Origin of the sequence: Paenibacillus sp. FSL K6-1217 (assembly GCF_045040735.1) — a bacterium.
Taxonomy (GTDB): Bacteria; Bacillota; Bacilli; order Paenibacillales; family Paenibacillaceae; genus Paenibacillus_AQ.
In genome coordinates this window covers 6,577,106-6,597,045 of sequence record NZ_CP150271.1, presented here as the reverse complement: position 1 = coordinate 6,597,045, position 19,940 = coordinate 6,577,106, and the positions used below count along the sequence as shown (strand labels likewise).

Below are 19,940 nucleotides of genomic sequence, written 5' to 3'. Positions count from 1 at the left end.
GAATGATCATTCTATTATCAGGAAGGAAGATGTTGTAATGACGAAACCATATCCTCTGAAATTTCAGCCGGAATTCAAAGAACGTGTCTGGGGAGGCCGGGCGCTGGAGAAATTCGGCCTGGATCTGCCGGAAGGGCATATCGGCGAAGGCTGGATGATTGCCGATCATCCGAACGGTACCTCCACTGTAGTCAACGGCGAACTGGCAGGACAAGGCCTGGATGCCATCCGTGAGCAGTTCGGGCACGAGTGGTTCGGCAGCAAGGGTATTACGGAAGAAGGCGGCAGATTCCCGCTGCTGATCAAGCTGCTGGATTGCAATGACAACCTCTCCGTGCAGGTGCACCCTACGGATGATTATGCCGGACTGCCTAAGGGCGAGCTGGGCAAAACCGAAATGTGGTACGTGCTGGACGCGAAGCCGGGCGCCAAAATCATCTATGGCCTGAAGGAAGGCGTAACCCGCGAGATGCTGCAGGACGCGCTGGAGAACGGAACGGTGATGGACAGCCTGCAGGAAGTGACTGTAGCGGCCGGAGACTCTTTTTATATCCCCGCAGGGACTGTTCATGCCTTGTGCGCAGGTGTCGTTGTAGCGGAAATCCAGCAGAACTCTGACACTACATACCGGATTTACGATTATGACCGTCCGGGTCTGGACGGGAAGCCGCGCGAGCTGCATATTGAGGATTCGCTGAATGTTACCGCTTATGAGGGAGCAGGCGCGACTTCGATGAAGACGGATGGTGCCGTGGCCGGTGAATGGCTGCAAATTGCCTCCTCTCCCTATTTCATTGTTGAAAAAGGTGTGGTGGCTGGTGAATGGCAGCTTGCCACTAGCGACGACAGCTTCACCATTCTAGTGATCTGCGAAGGCAGCGGCCACCTGATCTGGGAAGGCGGTTCTCAGCCTTATGCGGCTGGCGAATGCTATCTGCTCCCTTCCAGCCTTGGCGCATACAGCATTGAAGGACAGTCCACAGTGCTGCGCTCTTATCTGCCTTAAGCAGAGACGCCGTGCATTCATTCATGCATAGCTGTATCCGGGTGGGTGAAGTTTAACCAAGTAGTCTTACGCAGGATTGCTGAACTTAACTTTCGGGAGGACAGGCGATGATCGAGAACACCTTCAAGATGACCGATCCGGTGGGTGTGCACATCCATGTCTATGAATGGCTGCCGGACACCGGAGGAGAGATCCGGGGAATTGTGCAGATTGCGCACGGGATGTGTGAGACGGCTGCGCGCTATGCCCGGTTTGCCTCGGCGCTCACCGCTGCCGGTTATGCTGTGTATGCCAATGACCACCGGGGGCACGGCCTTACCGCCGGAAGAGTCAATCTGCTCGGCGACAGCGGGGAGAACGGCTTCTACTGGATGCGGCGCAATCTGCTCCAGCTGGCAGAGCTCGCCTGCTCCCGGCATGAGCATGTGCCCATCTACCTGTTCGCGCACAGTATGGGCTCGTTTCTGGCCCAGAAGCTGATGTGTGAGGAAGGACATGAGATCTACAGCGGCTTCATCCTCAGCGGCACCAATGGTCCCCGGAGCATGCTGGGGCTCGCGGAATCCCTCTCGGCGGTTCAGTTACGGCTGCAGGGAGACCACCACCGGAGCGTCCTGCTGAACGGAATGGTCTTCGGCATGTATAACCGTTCCTTTTCTCCGGTCCGGACGGCTTTTGACTGGCTCAGCAGCGACCCGGAGGAAGTCGACCATTTCATCGCCGACCCGTACTGCGGGGCGATCTGCACCACCCGCTTCTTCCGTGATTTTTTCCATATGCTGCGGGAGCTTCATACCAGGTCCACTCTTCAGCATCTATGCAGCGACAAGCCGGTCTACCTGTTCGCGGGTGAGAAGGACCCTGTGGGATCGAATGGTCAAGGGGTGAAGCGTCTGGCTGAGTTATACCGGAAGCAGGGGCTTCAGGATGTGGAGTGCAAGCTATATCCGGGAGGCCGGCATGAGATGCTGAACGAGGTCAACCGCGATGAAGTCACTGCCGATGTGCTGGACTGGCTCGCCCGCCACCTGCCTGACGAATCCATGCGGCTTCAGCCTACGGCAGATTAGTTTTTACAATCCCCACCAGGTTCAATGGCATAGAACACAATGTATGCTGTTTTTCACATATATTTGGGCCGTGTGCCTGCTTACGAGCATAATGTATGCTGTTTTTCACATACATTTGGTCTATATACCTACTTGTGAGCACAATGTATGCTGTTTTTCACATACATTCTGGCCGTGTGCCTGCTTGCGAGCGTAATGTATGCTGTTTTCCACATACATTTGGTCCATATGCCTTGCACCAGCCATTGTATTCGGTTGTAAGCACCGTCCTTTTAAAGAGCGGTACCGTTTCAGCAGGAAATAGAAGGATAAGTTGTCGTGTGAAACATAGAAATTCTATCTCTTAACCAAAGAGAGGCACTCCGTCAGATACGGGATGCCTCTCTTTATATTGTGCGTGCTAAGAACCTGCAGGGGGATTACACCAGGCGGCCAGCCTATCCTTTAAAACTTGCTTATAGGCCTCCAGCGCATATGCAGAATTATTTACTTTTATCTTATTCAAGCTTAACAGGTTATATATGTTATCTTCCAGCTTCCTTCTGCTCTTAAGCACCTCCAGCGTACCTTCTAAGCCCCGGTGTCCCTGCCTCAGGCCATATCCCTGTGAGGTGTAATATTGGATGAACCCTTCTGACCACTCCAGGGGTCTCTCGCGGACAGCTTTGCGGAAAGCCAGCTCCAGATCGTCCTGTTCAATAACAATCAGCAGCGGGTTCAATGGCTTAATAATGGCCTCCAGCTCCTGAATGTAGCTTATCATGTACTCCTCGGCTGCATCGTGCCTGATCATCCCCATAGTCACAGGATTCTGAATAAAACAGCAATCAAACACATACGTATCCGGCCCCCGTAAGGCACTCTCCGTAAACTGCCTCCACCTTGCTGTAATCAGCTTCCTGTGCTGAGCCAGCGGCAGTTCATATACATCCTTCCGGGTCAATCTGTCCATCCATTCCTTCGGAAGGAGAGGACCGTAAGCATTTATTATTTTCCGGTATCCGACCAGATAATTGTTGTCTTGACAGGTAGTGTGCGCGCTTAATACTTCCCCCGAATTACCGCCGCAGATTCTCGACAGCTCATCATATTCTGCTTGGGTAAGGCAAGCTACCCCCTCATAATCAGCGGGATGATCCAGATTCCCTTCCAGGACAAGCTGAGCGCCCATATTCATCTCCGTAAGAATTTCGTAAACCAGCTGTGCCGCTGTGGACTTCCCGAAGCCGGGCAGACCCTCGATTAAGACTAATTTCGGTTGTTTCATATATCGTTCCCCCATTCACTCATTAGGAGGATAAGCAGGTTAAGAGCCATAGAGATGCTATTTCCGGCAACAAAAAAAGATACCCTAGGTATCCGCAGAAGCCGGTATACGAACCATTCACCCTGCATACCCTGTAAGTTGACAGAAAGACATGCCTAATAGCATAGTGATCTCCACTATTGCCGGCCCGTCCTTCAGTTCATTCACACTTACAGAGTAATCCACATGATAGTGTTTATGCTCCTTTACTGGCATCTCTTTATTGATCGTAACACTGGAGAAGGATAAATACAATTAGGTGTTCACTCTAGTATACTCACTGATTGAGGCATGTGGAATTTCTGCTTTTTCTCCTACCAAGGTTCGAAAAGCCATACCGTGTCCGGTGATAATCACCTTTTGGAAGCCCAAATATTGGTCAATCACCTTCTCCACACGGTTCCTCAGCAGTTCCTTAGATTCCCACAGTTTAGTTTCCCCAGGAGGATAGACTCCATGATGAGCATCGTAATCACTCCCCAGCTCTGCCAGCCGCTCCAATGAATCATATTCAAAAGTTAAGTCGGGTTGCCATTCTCTGAGGTCGAATTCAATCCTTATGTCCAAGCCTAATTCCTTGGATAAAATTGCAGCGGTCTGAAGAGCACGTGTGTACGGAGAAGAGACGATCAGTTCAGCATCTCTAAGACGCTCATCCCTTGCTGCCAGAGACACCTGTTTAGCTCCTGCAGAGGTAAGAGGAACCAGGTCCCGGCCATGCCCCTTCAACTTGTACTGCTCGTTAACATCCCACTGCGGTTCACCATGGCGGATAAGATAAAATTGCGTCACTTATATTCCCCCAACTGTACATATATTCTACCAAGGAACGACTGTAAGCTCCGGCCATTTCGACTTCCATTTCTGTGTCTTCGCTTCGTAGATCTTCTCGCTGATCAGTGCTTTGTTGGGCCGTAGAATTAATTGAAATAAATCCTCCAGGCATCCTGCACCAATGTAGTACGGAAACGGGGCCAAGCCTTGGGCACGCTTGAAAATATCCATTAGCAGTGTATTGAGGGTGAATAGTTCTGTAAGACAGTTAAGCAGTACATCCCCCTCATACATCAGCAGAAACCTCAACAGGCTCAGCGGATAGCCCATATTGCAAAATCAGCTGTGTTCCCTTGGTCCCACTGCGCCGCAGACCATGATCCTGAAATCCGGCGCGGAGATATAGCTGGCTGGCGGCAGTATTGCGTTCATTCACAGCCAGCACAATCTGCCGGGCCTCAGGGTAGTGGCGGCGGACAAAATCCGGCAACAGCAACATCGCTGCTTTGGCGAACCCACGACCCTGGCTGGCGTAGTCCATCAGGAAAGCGCGCAGCAGAACCGCACCGGTATGGTCTGGATAGAAATTGGAGATGCCTTCACCGGTATGGAGGATGAAGAAGCCCACCGCTCGTTCTTCGTGAGCAATAATCACTCCAGCTTTACCGCTATCCTCCCTGAGGTCCTGGAGCGTCTCCTCCGGCAGTCCGGTGAACTGTTCCTGCTCCGCAGGAAGCCGAAAGCTCAGCAGCTGGCTCCTGTAATGTTCCTCCTGCTTGCCCCCGTACCTAAGCAATGATATGTGCTGATCCTGACTCATCTGTACATCCTCCAATTGATAACAGATAGATTAGCTCGATTACATCGGACCACGCACCTACGCAGCGCCAAATGTGGTCGGTTTTTCGATTACATTTGGCCGATGCCCGGGTGAGATCCCGTTACTCTTCCCTATAAAGGCAGCGCATAATACTGCGCCCGCTGGCTCTTATCCTGCTGATATAGGACGACCAGCAGCGTGCGGCCATCACCTGCACCAGGGTGCGGATCATTAAGGGCCGCCGCTGGCACACCATCGGCCACTGCTGCCACAGAAGGCAGCAGATCTGCCTCAGCAGCGGCCGCGCCGCCCGTTCCAGCTCCCCCGCGTTCTGCCGGGGCCGCTGTTGTAACCGCCGCGAGTATCTCCCGCCCGTTCCCGTTCCCGTTCCCGTTCCCGTTCCCGTTCCCGTTCCCGTTCCCGTTCCCGGCTTCAGCCTGCATCCCCGCCTCATCCCCACTCTCAGCTCCAGCCAAACCGTCATAGCGCAGCCCGCTGATCGAATCCAGCACCGGCGTTAGACGGAACGGCAGCACATCGAGCATGATGAACTTTTGCAGCTCCCGCTCGCTATGCCCGGCCTCGGCCAGCTTGGCCGAGACCCGCTCCGGCTGCTCCGCAATCTGCTTCAGGTGCTTCGTCCACTCTGCTTTATCAAGCACATCGTCCCACCAGATCTTGCGCGGCTTGTACTTATGGGCGAGGAAGTAGTCCAGCTTCATCAGGCCAGTGACAATGTCCATGGAATCCGTGCCTCTGTCCGTCAGGAAGTTATGCAGCCGGGTGAACAGATCCTCCAGCTGATGCCCGATCTTCTGCCAGCCGCGCTCTTCCCAGTAGTCGCCAAACTCCTGGAAGAAGTCGAACGGGGACGGGAAGACATGACGGATCAGATACTTGACCGAATGGGCCAGCCGCTGGCTGTTCCAGTATTTCTCCAGCACATCCTCCAGCCGCTTGAGCCGGATAATATCGGCGAACGGCATGACATGGCTGCTGAGAATCTCGTATGGCGCATGCTCCATATACGTATAGTCGTATTTGGCAGCCTGGGCGCGCAGCCCGGTGCCGCGCAGCATTTTGAGGAACCCGAGTTGCAGCTCCTCCGGCTCCATGGCGAAGACGTCATTGAAGGTCTTGCGGAAGGTGGCGTAATCCTCCATCGGCAATCCGGCAATCAGATCAAGATGCTGGTCGATGTTGCCGCTGGCCTTGATCTTCATCACGGTGCGCGACAGCTTGGTGAAGTTCTGGCGGCGCTTGACCAGCTCATTCGTCTCATCATTCGTGGACTGAACGCCGATCTCGAAGCGGAAGACGCCCGGAGGGGCGTTCTGTGCCAGGAAATCCAGCACCTCGGGACGCATAATGTCGGCGGTAATCTCGAACTGGAACACGCAGCCCTGATGATTGTCGATCAGGAACTGGAACATCTCCATCGCATAATTGCGGTTGATATTGAAAGTACGGTCCAGGAACTTGATTACCTTGGCCCCGCCTTCAATCAGATAGAGCAGATCGGATTTGACCCGTTCAATATCGTAATAACGTACGCCCACCTCAATGCTGGACAGGCAGAACTGGCAGTTGAAGGGACAGCCCCGGCTGGTCTCAAAATACACAATCCGCTTGCTCAGCTCCGGCAGATCCTCCGGGAAGCGGTGCGGGGTCGGCAGGGTGTTGAGATCGCTTTTGGGACGGGGAGGGTTGACGATCAGTTCCTCGCCCTTGCGGTAAGCAGCCCCGTATACGAAATGGTACTTGTGCTCATCCCGGATCTCCTGCAGCAGATGGTGGAAGGTCTCCTCCCCGTCACCGTTCACAACGAAGTCAACTCCAGGCTCCCGCTTCATCCAGTACAGCGGCTCATAGGATACCTCCGGCCCGCCCAGCACAATCTTCACTTCGGGCATTACCTGCTTCAGGATACCGATCAGCTTGATCGTCTCCTCGATGTTCCAGATGTAACAGGAGAAGCCAATCACATCCGGCTGCTTCTGAAAGAGGTCAGACACGATATTCATCGCGGGATCTTTGATAGTATATTCCGCCAAAAGGATATCCTCGAACTCATGCTCGCTATACGCCTTCAGCAGCCGGATCGCCAGCGACGTATGAATATATTTGGCATTTAATGTGGCCAGGATGATTCTCATGCCCTATAACCTTCTTTACATGTCATTTTGAAAAAACTCCAGGAAGGCCTTGCCGTACTTCCGGTACTTGACCTCACCGACACCCTTCACCCTCAGCATCTCCGCTTCGGTCTGCGGACAAACCACGCTCATCTCGCGCAGCGTCGCATCATTGAAAATGATGTACGACGGCACATGCTCGCGGCCCGCCAGCTCCCGGCGGATCAGCCGCAATTGCTCGAACACCGTCTCGTTGACCGCTGACGGCGAAGTGTCGCGCGAGCGGCTGCGGTCCCGCGTGCCGGAGGTAACCAGCGTGCGGGCCACGCGCTGATGCACCTGACGCTGGCCGCGCAGCACCTCGGCTGCCAGCGGCTGCAGCCGGACCACCGGATACTGGCCTTCGGACAAGGCCAGATACCCCTCCGAGACCAGCATGTTGATGATCTCGGTAATCTCCTTCTCGCTGCGGCTGGACATGGCGCCGTGGGTCGGCAGCTTCTCGAAGCCGTATTGCAGCACCTTCTGGTTACGCGAGCCCTTCAGCACGGATGAGACCAGGGCCACGCCGTAACGCTCCCGCATCCGGTGGATGCAGGAGAAGATTTTCTGCGCTTCTACGGTGATATCCACCAGCTCACGCTCGTCGGTACAGGAGCTGCAGATTCCGCAGTGGTCATCGTCATGACTCTCCCCGAAATAGTCGAGCTGCGCACTGCGCAGGCAGCGGGTCGTGTAGCAGTATTCGATCATCTGCTGGAGCTTACGGTATTCGTTGGCTTTGCGTTCCGGGTCCTGCGGGTTCTGCTCAATCAGGAACTTCTGCGTCATAATGTCCTGCGCACTGAACAGCAGAATGCAATCGCTCGGCTCCCCGTCACGGCCGGCACGGCCAGCCTCCTGGACGTAAGCCTCCATGTTCTTCGGCATATTGTAATGGATGACATAACGCACGTTGGACTTGTCGATCCCCATCCCGAAGGCATTCGTGGCGACCATGACGCGGATATCATCATAGAGGAAGCCTTCCTGGCTGTCCGCCCGCTCCTGGTCATTCATTCCGGCATGATAGCGCCCGGCGGTAACGCCTGCGGCCTGGAGGCGCTGATAGAGATCATCCACCTCTTTGCGGGTGGCGGCATAGACGATGCCCGGCTGATGGGCATGCTGCGCCGCATAATCCAGCACGAACTCGCGCTTGTTCTCTCCGCGCAGCACGGACATCGCCAGATTGTCGCGGCCAAGTCCAGTCATGAAGACGCCCGGATCGCGCAGGCGCAGCAGCCGGACCATGTCCTCCATGACCTCCGGGGTTGCCGTAGCGGTGAAGGCGGCCAGAATCGGACGCTGCGGCAGCTCTTCTACGAACGGAGAGACCGCCAGGTAGCTGGTGCGGAAGTCATGGCCCCACTGCGAGACGCAGTGTGCCTCATCGACCGCTACGCAGGAGATGTTCAGTCCCGCCATCTCCAGGCGGAACCAGTCCAGCTCCAGGCGCTCGGGAGCCACATAGAGCAGCTTCAGCTCGCCGCGGCGGGCGGCGCGGATGCGTTCATTCACTTCCTTGCCGCTCAGGGTGCTGTTGATATAAGCCGCCGGAATCCCTGCTGTTGTAAGAGCATCCACCTGATCCTTCATCAGGGAGATCAGCGGGGAGACCACCAGGGTAAGCCCCGGCTGCAGCAGCGCCGGAACCTGATAACAGATGGATTTGCCGCCTCCGGTTGGCAGAATGCCAAGCGTATCGCGGCCTTCCAGCAGATTGTTCACGATTTTTTTCTGGCCCTCGCGAAAATCGGGATAACCGTAATATTTTTGCAGCTCGGCCTGGGCCTGCTCCATTAATGTTCCTTGCATCTCCATAGCTCTTCATACTCCTTAAGACTTTCTACCTTTTAGTTTACCGGGCAACCGGCTGCCAAGCAACCGCCAGAAGCAGATATTCTGGCACTCGTTCCGGGCCTGCCGTATAGAAATTACATAAAAACCGTACGATCAAGCAACACTTTATATAGATTCATCCATCTGCCCTATTAAGGAGGACGCCTGTTTGCAAGACTGGAAAGATAAATATGCCTCCTACATACATAAGCAACAGGCTTCTCCGGCAGAGCCGGAGCCGCCCAGCAGCAGCAGGCTGACAGGAAAGCTGAAGACCGATCTGCCGGAGCTTCAGGCCAGACTCGGGGAGAACGGGGACCTGGTCGTACGCAACTTCCTGCTCTTCGGGGCTTATCCTGCCGCCATGCTCTTCTTCTCCTCACTCGTGAATATGGAGCAGGTGCGCGAGCATGTGCTGAAACCGCTAATGGCCCCGCCGCCGGGGCAGCCTGTGGTGCCGGAGGATAAGAGCGGAATGATTCATTATATCTGGAGTACAGCCGTTCAGGTCACTCAGGGTACCACGACTGCCGATCTGTCTGCACTCCCCCAGGCAGCCGTGAAGGGCGAGCTGATTCTGCTGATTGACGGGGTTCCCGAGGCACTCCGCATGGAGATGCGCCAGATTGAGATGCGCGGAGTCGAGCAGCCGCAGACGGAGCAGGTCATCCGCGGGCCCCGTGAAGGCTATGTGGAGAAGCTGGAGAACAACCTCTCGCTGCTGCGCTACCGGCTGCAGAGTACCGACTTCCGGATTGAGATCAGTCCGCTCGGAGAGCGTACCCAGTCAAGGGTGGCGCTATGCTATATAGACAGCATCACAGACAGCGCTCTGGTGGCTGAAGTCATGCGCCGGATCTCGCTGATTCATACCGACGGCATCCTTGATGCCGGATACATCGAACAGTTCATCGAAGACCAGCCGCTCTCCCCCTTCCCTCAGGTTCAGAGCACCGAGCGGCCGGACAAGACTGTAGCCGCCCTTCTGGAAGGCAGGGTCGCCATTCTAGTTGATGGCTCACCGTTTGCCCTGATTGTTCCCGCCCTCTTCAACCAATTCTTCCAGACGGTAGATGATTATACGGAACGCTTCATTATGGGCAGTCTAATCCGGATCATCCGGCTGATTGCGTTGGCCAGCTCACTGTTTTTCCCGGCACTATATGTCTCTGTAATCTCGTTCAACCCCGAGCTGCTGCCTACGGATTTCGCTGTGGCGATCTCGGGAGGCCGGGCGGGTGTGCCGTTTCCGGCGGTCCTGGAGGTGCTGATCATGGAGGTATCCATGGAAGTGCTGCGGGAAGCGACGATCCGGCTGCCGCAGATGATCGGCGGTGCCTTGTCGATTGTAGGCGTCCTCGTCATCGGACAGGCGGCGGTGGGCGCGGGGCTTGCCAGCCCGATCACTGTAGTGATTGTGGCCCTGACGACCATCGGCTCGTTCGCCACCCCCGCCTACAATGCGGCTATTGCCCTGCGGATGCTGCGTTTCCCGCTGATCTTCCTTGCCGGTATGTTCGGCCTCTACGGGGTCATGACCGGTACAATTCTGATTCTGAACCATCTGCTGTACCTGGAATCCTTCGGAGTCCCTTACATGTCGCCGTATATTCCGGGCAAATGGCGTGATCTGAAGGATACGCTGGTGCGGGTGCCGCTCTGGTGGATGCGCCGCCGCCCCAGCTTCCTGCATGCCCGGGATACGGACAGGCTGCCGCGCAGCGTTCCATCCGAAGAGATTGACCAGATTCTCAGACAGGGAGATGAGACCCGTGAATAATCCGCGCCAGATTACAACCCTGCGGGCCGCAGCCGTGATCAGCAGCACCATTATCGGAGTCGGCATCCTCAGCTTCCCGCGCTATATGACGGAAGCAGGCAACAGCAGCGCTCCGCTTGTCGCGTTCTGCGGTGTGCTGTTCTCCTTCATCAGCTACTGGCTGCTGGCCTCCCTGTGCCAGCGGTTCCCACAGGAGACGCTGTTTGTGTTCAGCCGCCGCCTGATCGGACGCCAGCTTGCTGCTATTTTCACTGTGGTGATTATGCTGCTGTTCATTGTACTCACCGGTCTCACCGTACGCCAATTCGGGGATGTCGCCACAACCGTGCTGTACAAAAAAACACCGATCGAAGCAACCATCTTCCTGATGCTGCTCATCAGTCTGCTGTCCTCCAGGCGCAATGTTGTGAAGTTCTCTTATATCCACTTCTTCTATCTGCCGCTGATTGTCGGCTCTATTCTGGTCACCATTCTGATCTCGCTCAAAAATGTGGATATGCTCAATCTGCAGCCTGTCCTGATGAATCCCAGCCTCCAGTTCTGGAAAGGGGCGCGGGAGGCCACCTATCTGTTCCAGAGCTCCTTCGTCATCGTGCTGCTGATTCCATTCATGGAGAAGCCGGGGCATGCCGTCCGTGCGGGAGCCTGGGCCATCTTCATATCCGGGGCCATCTACGTGCTGATCGTCGTTGCCTCTGTAGGGGTGTTCGGTGCCGAAGAGACCAAGCTGCTGATCTACCCCACCCTGGAGATGGCCCGTGCCACGGCTTTTGGCGAGGGATTCCTGGAACGGCTGGATGCGCTGTTCATTATTATCTGGGTGATCTCAGTCTACACGACAATCTATACCACTTATTACCTGTCTGCCTATCTGCTGCACAAACTGCTGCGCTTCCGCGACCAGCGGATGGCCTCCACGGTCCTGCTGCCGGTGATCTTCATCCTGGCCATGCTGCCCTCCAATATATTCGAATCCTACCAGTGGGCCCTTCACCTGGGCAATGCCGGCATGATTCTGATGTTCGGCTATCCGCTGCTGTTATGGACAGTCTATCTGCTCAGACGTCCCGGGAAGAAGGTGGCCTCATGAATATACAGCTTCCGCGTACACTCGCCCTGCTCCTGCTGCTGGCCATAGCCGCCCCGCTGCTCAGCGGATGCTGGGATCAGGTGGAGATTGAGGACCGGGCGCTCGTTCTCGGCTTATCGATTGATAAGGTCCCGGCAGATGATACGCAACAAGAGGACAGAGTCACGCACATCCATGATAATGATCTGCCTACCGAGATGATCAGCGTCACCGCCCAGATTGCCGTCCCGGGCAGGGTTCCGCTTGGCCCCGGCACCGGCGGCGGCAGTGCAGGGGAAGGCAAGACCAGTCCCGTCTGGGTGGTCAGCGTGCGCGGCATCTCCCTTGATGACGCCATGAATAATCTGCAGCAGCAGATTGCCGACCCGCGTTATCTGGTCCATCTGCGGATCATCATCATCAGCGAGGAGATCGCCAAGGGCAGTCTGGCCGAGCTGAACGATTATCTGCGGCGCAACCCGGAAATCCGGCGGAGAACCTGGCTGCTTGTCTCCGAGGGCCGCGCTTCAGCCTTCATGGATGTGAATCCGCCGCTGCAGCGTGTGCCCACCCTGTATATTTTGTCCATGATGGAGAAGTCGGTCTCCTCCGGCAAGTTCCCCCGGGATTATATCGGCACCTTCTGGTCAGCGGATTCCAAGTGGGGACAAAGTGCTTATCTGCCCTATGTGGGACTGCGTAACAAGGATAATATCCTGATTGCAGGACTGGCTTATTTCAGCGGCGGCCGAATGGCGGGCAGGACTGCCCCGATAGAGATAGGCGGCTTCATGGCGATGCAGGGAATGGACCCCGGCGGCTACTCCACGCTGCTCCGTACCCGGGAGCTCGGGATTGTCATGACCCAGATCAATGAACGGTTCACCCGGACCCGGAGCTATATTAAGGACGGCAAGCCCTATATGTCCTATCAGATTTTCCTGGAGGGGGATTTGGACGAGCATTACAGCAGTGAGGTTCCCGTCAATTCTCCGCAGAAGCTGCGGGAGATAGAGCAGGATTTCGAGCAGCAGATTCAGAACGTGCTGACCGGTCTGGTGAAGCAGACCCAGCAGGACCACTCCGACATATTTGGCATGGGCGAACGGATCAGAAGCCATCATCCCGCCTACTGGAGAGAGCATATCCACGGTAAAAACGACTGGGAGAGCCTGTACAGCAGCGTTGGTGTAGATATCAGACTGACCCTGCATATCCGCAGAGTGGGCCTCAAGCATAAGTAAGCGCCAGCCCAAACCAATATCCGCCGAAGGAGGAAGCGTATGATCCGTTTGCTGGGAAGCCTCGCCGGGATGCTGTTGTTCTCGGCTATGCTCCTGCTGGTCGTAGATATCAGAATTTACAGTAACCGGGACTGGCTGCGGGAGAAAAAGTACGCAAGGGTACTGGCCTGGAGCTATCTCCTCCTCTCCCTGTTGATCTGTATCGGCCTGCTCCTCTATGTCTAGCCGCCCCCGCCCCCTTCGTAGTATTTCTTCACGGCCCATGGTATATTGAGGAGTAACCTACTTAAAGGACGGAGAATGCGGTCATGAATACAAGAAGAACCAGAAATCAGGGGAACAGAACCCCTAACCATAAACAGGGTGCAAGATCCGGAGCCTCGGCCAAGCCGGCAGCTGCACCCAAATCCTACACGGTAGCCGAGCCTGCGGAGCTGCTTGCTTTTCTGCTGAAGACGATTACGAACCGGGGGCGCAACTCAATCAAATCCATGCTCTCCCGCGGACAGGTTGCTGTGAACGGCAAGCCGGTGACCAAGCATAATCATCCGCTCCATCCCGGCCAGACCGTAACGGTTGACCAGGAGAAGCCAGCTGAGGCTAAAGAGCTGCTCGGGCTGACCATTGTCCATGAGGATGATGATATCATCGTGATCCAGAAGGATGCGGGCCTCCTCTCCATCGCTACCGGAGAAGACAATGAGCTGACGGCTTACCGCCAGCTGATGGAGCATGTCCGCCTAAGCAATCCGAAGAACCGCGTCTATGTGGTGCACCGGCTGGACCGCGACACCTCGGGCGTTATGATGTTTGCCAAAAGCGAGGCGATTCAGCAGCAGCTTCAGAACAGCTGGAAGGAAACCGTCAAGGAACGCTCCTACGTGGCGCTGGTGGAGGGCGCGGTCAAGAAATCCGAAGGCACAATCAGCTCCTGGCTGAAGGAGACCTCCACGCTGAAGATGTACTCCAGTCCGCATGAGGGAGACGGCCTGCATGCCGTAACCCGCTATAAGCTGATTCAGGCGAACCGCCATTTCTCCCTGCTGGAGGTACATCTGGAGACCGGACGGAAGAATCAGATCCGTGTCCACATGTCGGACATCGGGCATCCGATCGCCGGGGACAAGAAATACGGCGCAGAGACCAAGGCGGTCGGCCGTCTCGGGCTGCATGCCCGCGTGCTCTCGTTCGTTCATCCAACATCCGGGGAGATCCTGACCTTTGAGAGCGCCATTCCTAAGACTTTCCTGAAATATACGGCCCCTGCACCCACGAACTGAATCCTAGCCGGAAGGGCCCGCAGATCATGGTACAATAGAGAAAAACGATAGAAGGTGCCGCTCTTGTTCCACCCTACTGTCTTCGACAATATCAAAATCGCCCTGGAGAATCAGATCTACGACTACGATAATCTGGACGGAATCCTTGTAGTAACAGACCGGTCCGACCTGCTTAATCTCGCGCTGATGTCGCGCGAATTCAGCCTTGCGTTTAAGCTGACCGAAGGCCGCAAGGTGACCTCCGAAATTCTGCTCCAGTCCTCAGTGAAGGACCTGGGTGATGAAATTCTGGAGACGCCGGGGAGCGATCCGGGGTGCAGTCTTTTCTTACGCTTTTATATGGAGATAGAAGATGTGAATGAACAGTGTCCGGCCATTGAAGAGATTCTGACCCACATTTGGGGTCCTGAATTCCAGCCTGTGCAATCGCTCAGCTTCCGCTATGGCCAGACGTACGATACGTACAATAACTGTGTGGAACTGCAATTCAAACGGCAAATTACCGAAGAGCAAATGGAAGATCTTCCGAACCTCCTGAAGTTTCTGCTGCAAAGTGCGGAGGAGCTGGAGGAGGTATAACGCTATTCGCGAGGTGAGCTGATAATGAACTTTCTGCCTCCTACCCGGACGGGCCGCTGGCTGGCATGGTCTGCCGGTTACGCGCTGGTCCTGTGGCTGCTGCTGATTCTACACCGGTTCCTGTGGTTAGGCGATGGTGTGAGTCTTATTCTTAGCTTACGCTGGGCCATTCTTGCCCTCGTAATCTCCGGTATAGTCAACGGGTTCGGCTGGTTGGGTGCGCAACTTGTATGGAGCTTCTCCACCGCAGGAGTTGTGGCGGGGACCTTCCTGATGTACATATACACCTACCGTGAGATGTCGGGCTGGGAAGATCTTGCAGGTTTTCTTTCCTTCGGCCTGTTTACAGCAGGCGGCTTCGCTCTGGGGCTGATCGCCGAAGGCATCCGGCTGCTGGTACACTATTTGCGTACACGCTGACCCCTTCCCCGCAGGACATCTGAATACACACCAAGTGGAAACGGCTTTGCCGTCCTTTTAAAGGACGGTACCGTTTCAGCGAGAAATAGAAGGAAAATTCATCATGTGAAACATATAAATTCTTATATTTCAAGGCAAATGCCCCGCTTTGCGGGGTTATTTTACGTCCAAGAATGACACACCTTGCGCCATATGGCCAAATTTTATACAGATCCGGACTTTTGATTATACCCTCCTGGGCGGGACTGGATTACACTCGGTTCAGGTCCAGCAATCAAGCAAACCTATGGAGGCGGTAATCAGTGAAAAAAGAGTACGGTAACGAGCAGGTGTATTTCGTAGGCGGTGGTATTGCATCGCTTGCGGGTGCGGCCTATCTGGTCAGAGACTGCAATTTTCCCGGACAAAACATTCACATTATTGAAGAGATGAAGATCCTTGGCGGCAGCAATGACGGTGCCGGCGATGCAGAGCATGGATATGTCATTCGCGGCGGCCGGATGCTGAACGATGAGACCTATGAGAACCTGTGGGAGCTATTAAGTACCATTCCGTCCATTGACCAGCCGGGTATGACGCTGCGGGAAGAAATCGTTCAATTCGACGAGTCCAATCCGACCCGCGGCCAGGCACGGCTGATCAACAGCAAGGGTGAGGTTCAGGATGTCACCTCAATGGGCTTCGATATGGCAGACCGCCTGGCACTGGGCAAGCTGGTCATTACGCCGGAGCCAGCCATGGGCACCTTGCGGATTAACGACTGGTTCGGACCGCATTTCTTCACGACGAACTTCTGGTACATGTGGGCAACCACCTTTGCCTTCCAGCCTTGGCATAGTGCGGTTGAGTTCAAGCGTTATATGCTCCGCTTCATGCACGAGTTCCCTAGAATTCAAACGCTTGAAGGCGTAACCCGTACCCCATATAACCAATATGATTCCATCATTCTGCCGCTGCATCAATATCTGGAGCCGCTGGGCGTAGATTTCACCTTGAAATGTACCGTAACCGATCTCGAATTCAAAGAAGGCGACGGCATTACTGTAACAGCGATGAAGGTCGTCCGCGATGGCGTGGAGGACACGATCCAGATTCATGAAGGCGACCGTGTGATTGTGACGAACGGCTCGATGACCGAAGGCGCAAGCCTCGGATCGATGACCTCCGCTCCCGGGATGAACGGTAAGGGCAGCTCATGGAAGCTGTGGGAGACGATCGCCGCGAAGAAGCCGGGTCTCGGCAATCCTTCTTCCTTCGACGATCATGCGGACGAATCCAAATGGGAATCCTTCACGGTGACCTTCCAGGACTCGAAGTTCTTCGATCTTATGGAGAAGTTCACCCGCAACCGGGCCGGAACCGGCGCACTGGTGACCTTCAAGGATTCCAGCTGGCTGATGTCTGTCGTGCTGGCCTTCCAGCCGCATTTCCGCAACCAGCCGGAGCATGTCAGGGTCTTCTGGGGATATGGCCTGTACCCGGACAAGGTCGGCGATTATGTGCACAAAAAAATGGGCGACTGTACCGGCCAGGAGATTATGGAGGAGCTGATCGGACATCTGCACTTCACAGAGCATAAGGAAGAGATCATGGCTACCGCCAACTGTATTCCCTGCATGATGCCGTATATCACCTCCCAGTTCATGCCGCGCCTGAACAGCGACCGGCCGCGGGTGGTGCCTGAAGGCTCAACCAACCTGGCCTTTATCGGCCAATACTGCGAGATCCCGGACGATATCGTTTTCACGGAAGAATATTCAGTCCGTGCCGCCCGCATCGCCGTCTACACCCTGTTCGGCCTGAACCGTCCGGTAGAGCCGATCAATGCATATCAGAACGATGTCCGCACACTGTTTTCCAGTCTGGTGACCTCGTTCCGGTAAAGGAATGATTCAACTGTGACAGTGTGCCCGCCCGGACGTTGATCCCGCCATCTGAGAACGGCGGGCTCAATGCGGACTGGCAGCTGGCTTCACGCATGTACACCATGGTGGCCAACTGGCCAACACAACTGCCCAATTGTGTTCGGTTTCTCGCACACATTTGGGTCACTCGCATTCGTGTTATCACGTTGCGTTCGGGTTCCCGCTCCAGGCCTGTGGTCTCTATAAACACCAAAAACCCCGCTGCATGTATTTCATGCGGCGGGGGTTTCGTGCGTCCATGTTGCAGACTTGCGCGGAAGGGCCAGTTGCGGCAGGTATGCCATACTTTCCAGCCTGTTCGGGTCAGCCGAAGCTTCCTGACTGGAGGTAGCACGTTAATCCGGACTCCGGTGCGCTTATTTGTACCAAATCATCTTTTGCTGTAGCATTGCGGACTCCAGTGCGCTTAAGTGCCGAATATTCTGCAATTTCGCTTCCAAAACCTCTGCATAACGTCCTCTGAGTCCGGCAGGCCGCCCCAAACAGCATTTTGGCGCAATTAGCGGAACTGTAGTCCGTAACCAGACTCGTTCGTGCCGGCGCAGAACGCTGCAACGCTTACCTGAAGCCTGCCACTGATCGCTATCAGATGCTGCAGGAACCGTCATCGCAGCCGTCCGCAGCCGCAGCCTTGGACTCCGGCTTGCCGACTACCTGGAGCACCGGTGTATTCTGCTCCTCCGCCCATACCGTGTCCAGCACTTCTGTGAATACCGGACCCGGCTGTGCGCCGGACACCGCATATTTATTGTTGAAGACAAAGAACGGCACGCCGGTAATATTCAGCTGCCGGGCTTGCTCAATATCTGCATGGACCTTGTCACCATATGCCTCACTGTCCAGCACGGCGGCAACCTTGGCCTGATCCAGTCCAACCTCGGCAGCCAGCTCAGCCAGAACCTGACGGTCACCCAGATTCAGAGAATCGGTGAAGTACGCACGCAGCAGCCGTTCGGTCAGCTGCGGGGCTTTGCCTTCAGCCGCAGCATAGTGGCTCAAGCGGTGAGCGTCGAAGGTATTCGTCGAGCGGATCGTATCAAAATTAAACTCCAGACCCACATCCTGCGCCTGCTCTGCCAGCTGTGCGTTCATAGCCTGGGCCTTCTCGCGGGTCATGCCGTATTTGCCAGCCAGCAGCTCATGGATATCTCTAGTTTCGTCCTTACGGGCATTCGGGTCGAGCTGGAAGCTGCGGAACACGACCTCCACCTTATCGCGATCCGGGAACTGGCTCAGCGCGTGCTCCAGCCGTCTTTTACCGATGTAGCAGAATGGGCAAGCGTAATCTGACCATATATCAATTCTCATGTGAATTCCTCCTGAAGGGTAATAGTATCATCAATCAACTACTTACTATTATATAGTTAAAAACCGAAAATTACAAACAAACTTTTTGAACTCCCACTGTTCTCTGATGTTCTCTGAATTCCCTTATCCCCAGCTCTCAGTAAACTTCCCGGAGAAAAGTAAACGAAAGAGGTATATACGCCCGCCCTCCCCGGCAGGTAAAATTAGAACAACTAAGGCTTACCGTATCAATAAAAAATCTCTAATTCAAATCTTAATACAATTCTCTAATTCAAATTTCTAATTCAAAGCGGACGGTCTATGGCGTCCCGAAAGGAGTCAGCGGCATGCATGACCTGTCTATAGTCATTCCCACGCGTAACCGGATTAACGATCTGACCCTCTGCATTGAATCCATCGGCGCACAGACCGGGCTGGAGCATGTCTCCATCGAACTGCTGATTGTGGACGACGGCGAGATGGAAGAGCAGGTACTCGAGTATTTCCGCAGGGTGCTTGGACGTCTCCCGGATGCCAAGCTGCGCTATTACCGTAAAACCAAGCCCGGCGTCTGGCTCTCCCGCTACGAAGCCCTCGGGCTTATCGACGGTGAGATTCTGCTCAGCTTCGATGATGATGCGGAGCTGGACGATCCGCTATATATCCGCCGGATGCTGGATACCTATGCTTCAGATCCGTCCATTGTCGGAGTCGGCGGCATCGCCAAGGGTCTCTCCAGCAGCAGATCGGGCAAGCTGCTCGGCAGGCTGACCTGTCAAATGTCGGCTTCCCCGGGCAGACTGTCGGCAAGCACACTGGCCGGGTCTCTTCTCTTGTGGGGGGAGACGGAGAATATTTTTGAGACGGATTTCTTCCATGGCTGTAATATGTCCTTCCGCAGCTCGGCGCTGCAGGATATGAAGCCTTACCCCTGGATGACCAGTTACGCGGTGGCGGACGATATCTACATGTGCCATCTGGCGGGCAGATACGGCAAGCTGGTAATTAACCCGGAGCTGAAGATCAAGCACCATGAATCGCCCAGCTCCCGTGACAAGGCAGGCCGGGTCGCCCGGGCGACTGCAGTCAATCATTATTATCTGCTGAATCTGCGCAAAGCACCCGTGAAGAATTATGCGGCCCTGCTCTGGACATTGACTTATCTGACCGCAAAAGCTACCCTGAAACGGAATTTCAATGCCGTCTCGGGCTACGCCAGCGGCATTCTGTTCGTGCTTAATCCCCGCAAGAATAAATACAGGGAATTTATGCTCGACTAGGCGATGGCTGCGCTGCCGCAGAAGTCCTGCATCACAAGTGGCAACGCTTATGCCGCCTTGTTCAGGGACGGTACAAAAAGGGTG

At 55.1% G+C, this 19,940-nt stretch carries 18 protein-coding genes; 11 read left to right on the top strand and 7 right to left on the bottom strand.

Features of this window, described 5'->3' with window-relative positions:
• Positions 1–37: 37 nt before the first annotated feature.
• On the top strand, positions 38–1,006 hold the full coding sequence (locus tag MHH28_RS29135; protein ID WP_405108361.1) for a type I phosphomannose isomerase catalytic subunit: 969 nt from the start codon (positions 38–40) through the stop codon (positions 1,004–1,006).
• 107 nt (positions 1,007–1,113) lie between these two features.
• Positions 1,114–2,076, top strand: coding sequence for an alpha/beta fold hydrolase (locus MHH28_RS29130; RefSeq protein WP_405108358.1), 963 nt, complete (start codon positions 1,114–1,116; stop codon positions 2,074–2,076).
• A gap of 400 nt (positions 2,077–2,476) precedes the next feature.
• Here MHH28_RS29130 and MHH28_RS29125 read toward each other — a convergent pair whose 3' ends face one another.
• The 6 genes from MHH28_RS29125 to recQ form a co-directional block, all read right to left on the bottom strand.
• The gene (locus MHH28_RS29125) at positions 2,477–3,343 is read right to left on the bottom strand and encodes a hypothetical protein (protein ID WP_405108355.1); all 867 of its coding nucleotides are present in this window, start codon (positions 3,341–3,343) and stop codon (positions 2,477–2,479) included.
• 294 nt (positions 3,344–3,637) lie between these two features.
• Positions 3,638–4,174, bottom strand: coding sequence for a histidine phosphatase family protein (locus tag MHH28_RS29120; RefSeq protein ID WP_405108353.1), 537 nt, complete (start codon positions 4,172–4,174; stop codon positions 3,638–3,640).
• A gap of 27 nt (positions 4,175–4,201) precedes the next feature.
• Entirely contained in the window at positions 4,202–4,450 is a 249-nt protein-coding gene (locus MHH28_RS29115; RefSeq protein WP_405108350.1) for a nucleotidyltransferase family protein, read from the bottom strand.
• Entirely contained in the window at positions 4,443–4,976 is a 534-nt protein-coding gene (locus tag MHH28_RS29110; protein ID WP_405108347.1) for a GNAT family N-acetyltransferase, read from the bottom strand. The genes MHH28_RS29115 and MHH28_RS29110 overlap by 8 nt, the downstream gene beginning before the upstream one ends.
• Positions 4,977–5,107: 131 nt before the next feature.
• The gene (locus MHH28_RS29105) at positions 5,108–7,132 is read right to left on the bottom strand and encodes a B12-binding domain-containing radical SAM protein (protein ID WP_405108344.1); all 2,025 of its coding nucleotides are present in this window, start codon (positions 7,130–7,132) and stop codon (positions 5,108–5,110) included.
• A gap of 15 nt (positions 7,133–7,147) precedes the next feature.
• The gene (recQ, locus tag MHH28_RS29100) at positions 7,148–8,974 is read right to left on the bottom strand and encodes a DNA helicase RecQ (RefSeq protein ID WP_405108341.1); all 1,827 of its coding nucleotides are present in this window, start codon (positions 8,972–8,974) and stop codon (positions 7,148–7,150) included.
• 187 nt (positions 8,975–9,161) lie between these two features.
• On the opposite strand from recQ, the gene MHH28_RS29095 reads away from it, so the two are divergent.
• From MHH28_RS29095 to MHH28_RS29060, 8 genes are all read left to right on the top strand, one after another.
• Positions 9,162–10,772 (top strand): spore germination protein, encoded by a 1,611-nt coding sequence (locus MHH28_RS29095; RefSeq protein WP_405108338.1) that lies wholly within the window; start codon positions 9,162–9,164, stop codon positions 10,770–10,772.
• Entirely contained in the window at positions 10,756–11,862 is a 1,107-nt protein-coding gene (locus tag MHH28_RS29090) for an endospore germination permease (protein WP_405108336.1), read from the top strand. The genes MHH28_RS29095 and MHH28_RS29090 overlap by 17 nt, the downstream gene beginning before the upstream one ends.
• Positions 11,859–13,085 (top strand): Ger(x)C family spore germination protein, encoded by a 1,227-nt coding sequence (locus MHH28_RS29085; RefSeq protein ID WP_405108334.1) that lies wholly within the window; start codon positions 11,859–11,861, stop codon positions 13,083–13,085. The genes MHH28_RS29090 and MHH28_RS29085 overlap by 4 nt, the downstream gene beginning before the upstream one ends.
• Before the next feature lie 39 nt (positions 13,086–13,124).
• Positions 13,125–13,310 (top strand): CLC_0170 family protein, encoded by a 186-nt coding sequence (locus tag MHH28_RS29080; RefSeq protein ID WP_405108331.1) that lies wholly within the window; start codon positions 13,125–13,127, stop codon positions 13,308–13,310.
• Between the two features lie 83 nt (positions 13,311–13,393).
• A complete protein-coding gene (locus MHH28_RS29075; protein WP_405108328.1) occupies positions 13,394–14,365 on the top strand; it encodes an RluA family pseudouridine synthase in 972 nt (323 codons plus the stop codon).
• A 63-nt stretch (positions 14,366–14,428) separates the two neighbouring features.
• Positions 14,429–14,944, top strand: coding sequence for a hypothetical protein (locus MHH28_RS29070; RefSeq protein WP_405108326.1), 516 nt, complete (start codon positions 14,429–14,431; stop codon positions 14,942–14,944).
• Between the two features lie 24 nt (positions 14,945–14,968).
• The gene (locus tag MHH28_RS29065) at positions 14,969–15,364 is read left to right on the top strand and encodes a hypothetical protein (protein WP_405108323.1); all 396 of its coding nucleotides are present in this window, start codon (positions 14,969–14,971) and stop codon (positions 15,362–15,364) included.
• A gap of 302 nt (positions 15,365–15,666) precedes the next feature.
• Positions 15,667–17,247 carry an oleate hydratase gene (locus tag MHH28_RS29060; protein ID WP_405108320.1) on the top strand — a complete coding sequence of 527 codons (1,581 nt, stop codon included), beginning with the start codon at positions 15,667–15,669 and terminating at the stop codon, positions 17,245–17,247.
• 627 nt (positions 17,248–17,874) lie between these two features.
• Here the strand turns inward: MHH28_RS29060 and MHH28_RS29055 are convergent.
• Positions 17,875–18,597: a DsbA family oxidoreductase gene (locus MHH28_RS29055; protein WP_405108317.1), complete on the bottom strand. Its 723-nt coding sequence runs from the start codon at positions 18,595–18,597 to the stop codon at positions 17,875–17,877.
• A gap of 326 nt (positions 18,598–18,923) precedes the next feature.
• Between MHH28_RS29055 and MHH28_RS29050 the strand changes: the two genes are divergently transcribed.
• Positions 18,924–19,856, top strand: a complete 933-nt coding sequence (locus MHH28_RS29050; protein ID WP_405108314.1) for a glycosyltransferase family 2 protein — start codon at positions 18,924–18,926, stop codon at positions 19,854–19,856.
• The last annotated feature ends 84 nt before the right edge of the window (positions 19,857–19,940 follow it).

Excerpts from the sequence above, each read along its gene's own strand:
- MHH28_RS29075 (WP_405108328.1), top strand. The coding sequence starts at position 13,394 with ATGAATACAAGAAGAACCAGAAATCAGGGGAACAGAACCCCTAACCAT.
- MHH28_RS29085 (WP_405108334.1), top strand. The coding sequence starts at position 11,859 with ATGAATATACAGCTTCCGCGTACACTCGCCCTGCTCCTGCTGCTGGCC.
- MHH28_RS29130 (WP_405108358.1), top strand. The coding sequence starts at position 1,114 with ATGATCGAGAACACCTTCAAGATGACCGATCCGGTGGGTGTGCACATC.
- MHH28_RS29115 (WP_405108350.1), bottom strand. The coding sequence starts at position 4,450 with ATGTATGAGGGGGATGTACTGCTTAACTGTCTTACAGAACTATTCACC.
- MHH28_RS29065 (WP_405108323.1), top strand. The coding sequence starts at position 14,969 with ATGAACTTTCTGCCTCCTACCCGGACGGGCCGCTGGCTGGCATGGTCT.
- recQ (WP_405108341.1), bottom strand. The coding sequence starts at position 8,974 with ATGGAGATGCAAGGAACATTAATGGAGCAGGCCCAGGCCGAGCTGCAA.
- MHH28_RS29105 (WP_405108344.1), bottom strand. The coding sequence starts at position 7,132 with ATGAGAATCATCCTGGCCACATTAAATGCCAAATATATTCATACGTCG.
- MHH28_RS29055 (WP_405108317.1), bottom strand. The coding sequence starts at position 18,597 with ATGAGAATTGATATATGGTCAGATTACGCTTGCCCATTCTGCTACATC.
- MHH28_RS29125 (WP_405108355.1), bottom strand. The coding sequence starts at position 3,343 with ATGAAACAACCGAAATTAGTCTTAATCGAGGGTCTGCCCGGCTTCGGG.
- MHH28_RS29135 (WP_405108361.1), top strand. The coding sequence starts at position 38 with ATGACGAAACCATATCCTCTGAAATTTCAGCCGGAATTCAAAGAACGT.
- MHH28_RS29080 (WP_405108331.1), top strand. The coding sequence starts at position 13,125 with ATGATCCGTTTGCTGGGAAGCCTCGCCGGGATGCTGTTGTTCTCGGCT.
- MHH28_RS29110 (WP_405108347.1), bottom strand. The coding sequence starts at position 4,976 with ATGAGTCAGGATCAGCACATATCATTGCTTAGGTACGGGGGCAAGCAG.
- MHH28_RS29090 (WP_405108336.1), top strand. The coding sequence starts at position 10,756 with ATGAGACCCGTGAATAATCCGCGCCAGATTACAACCCTGCGGGCCGCA.
- MHH28_RS29050 (WP_405108314.1), top strand. The coding sequence starts at position 18,924 with ATGCATGACCTGTCTATAGTCATTCCCACGCGTAACCGGATTAACGAT.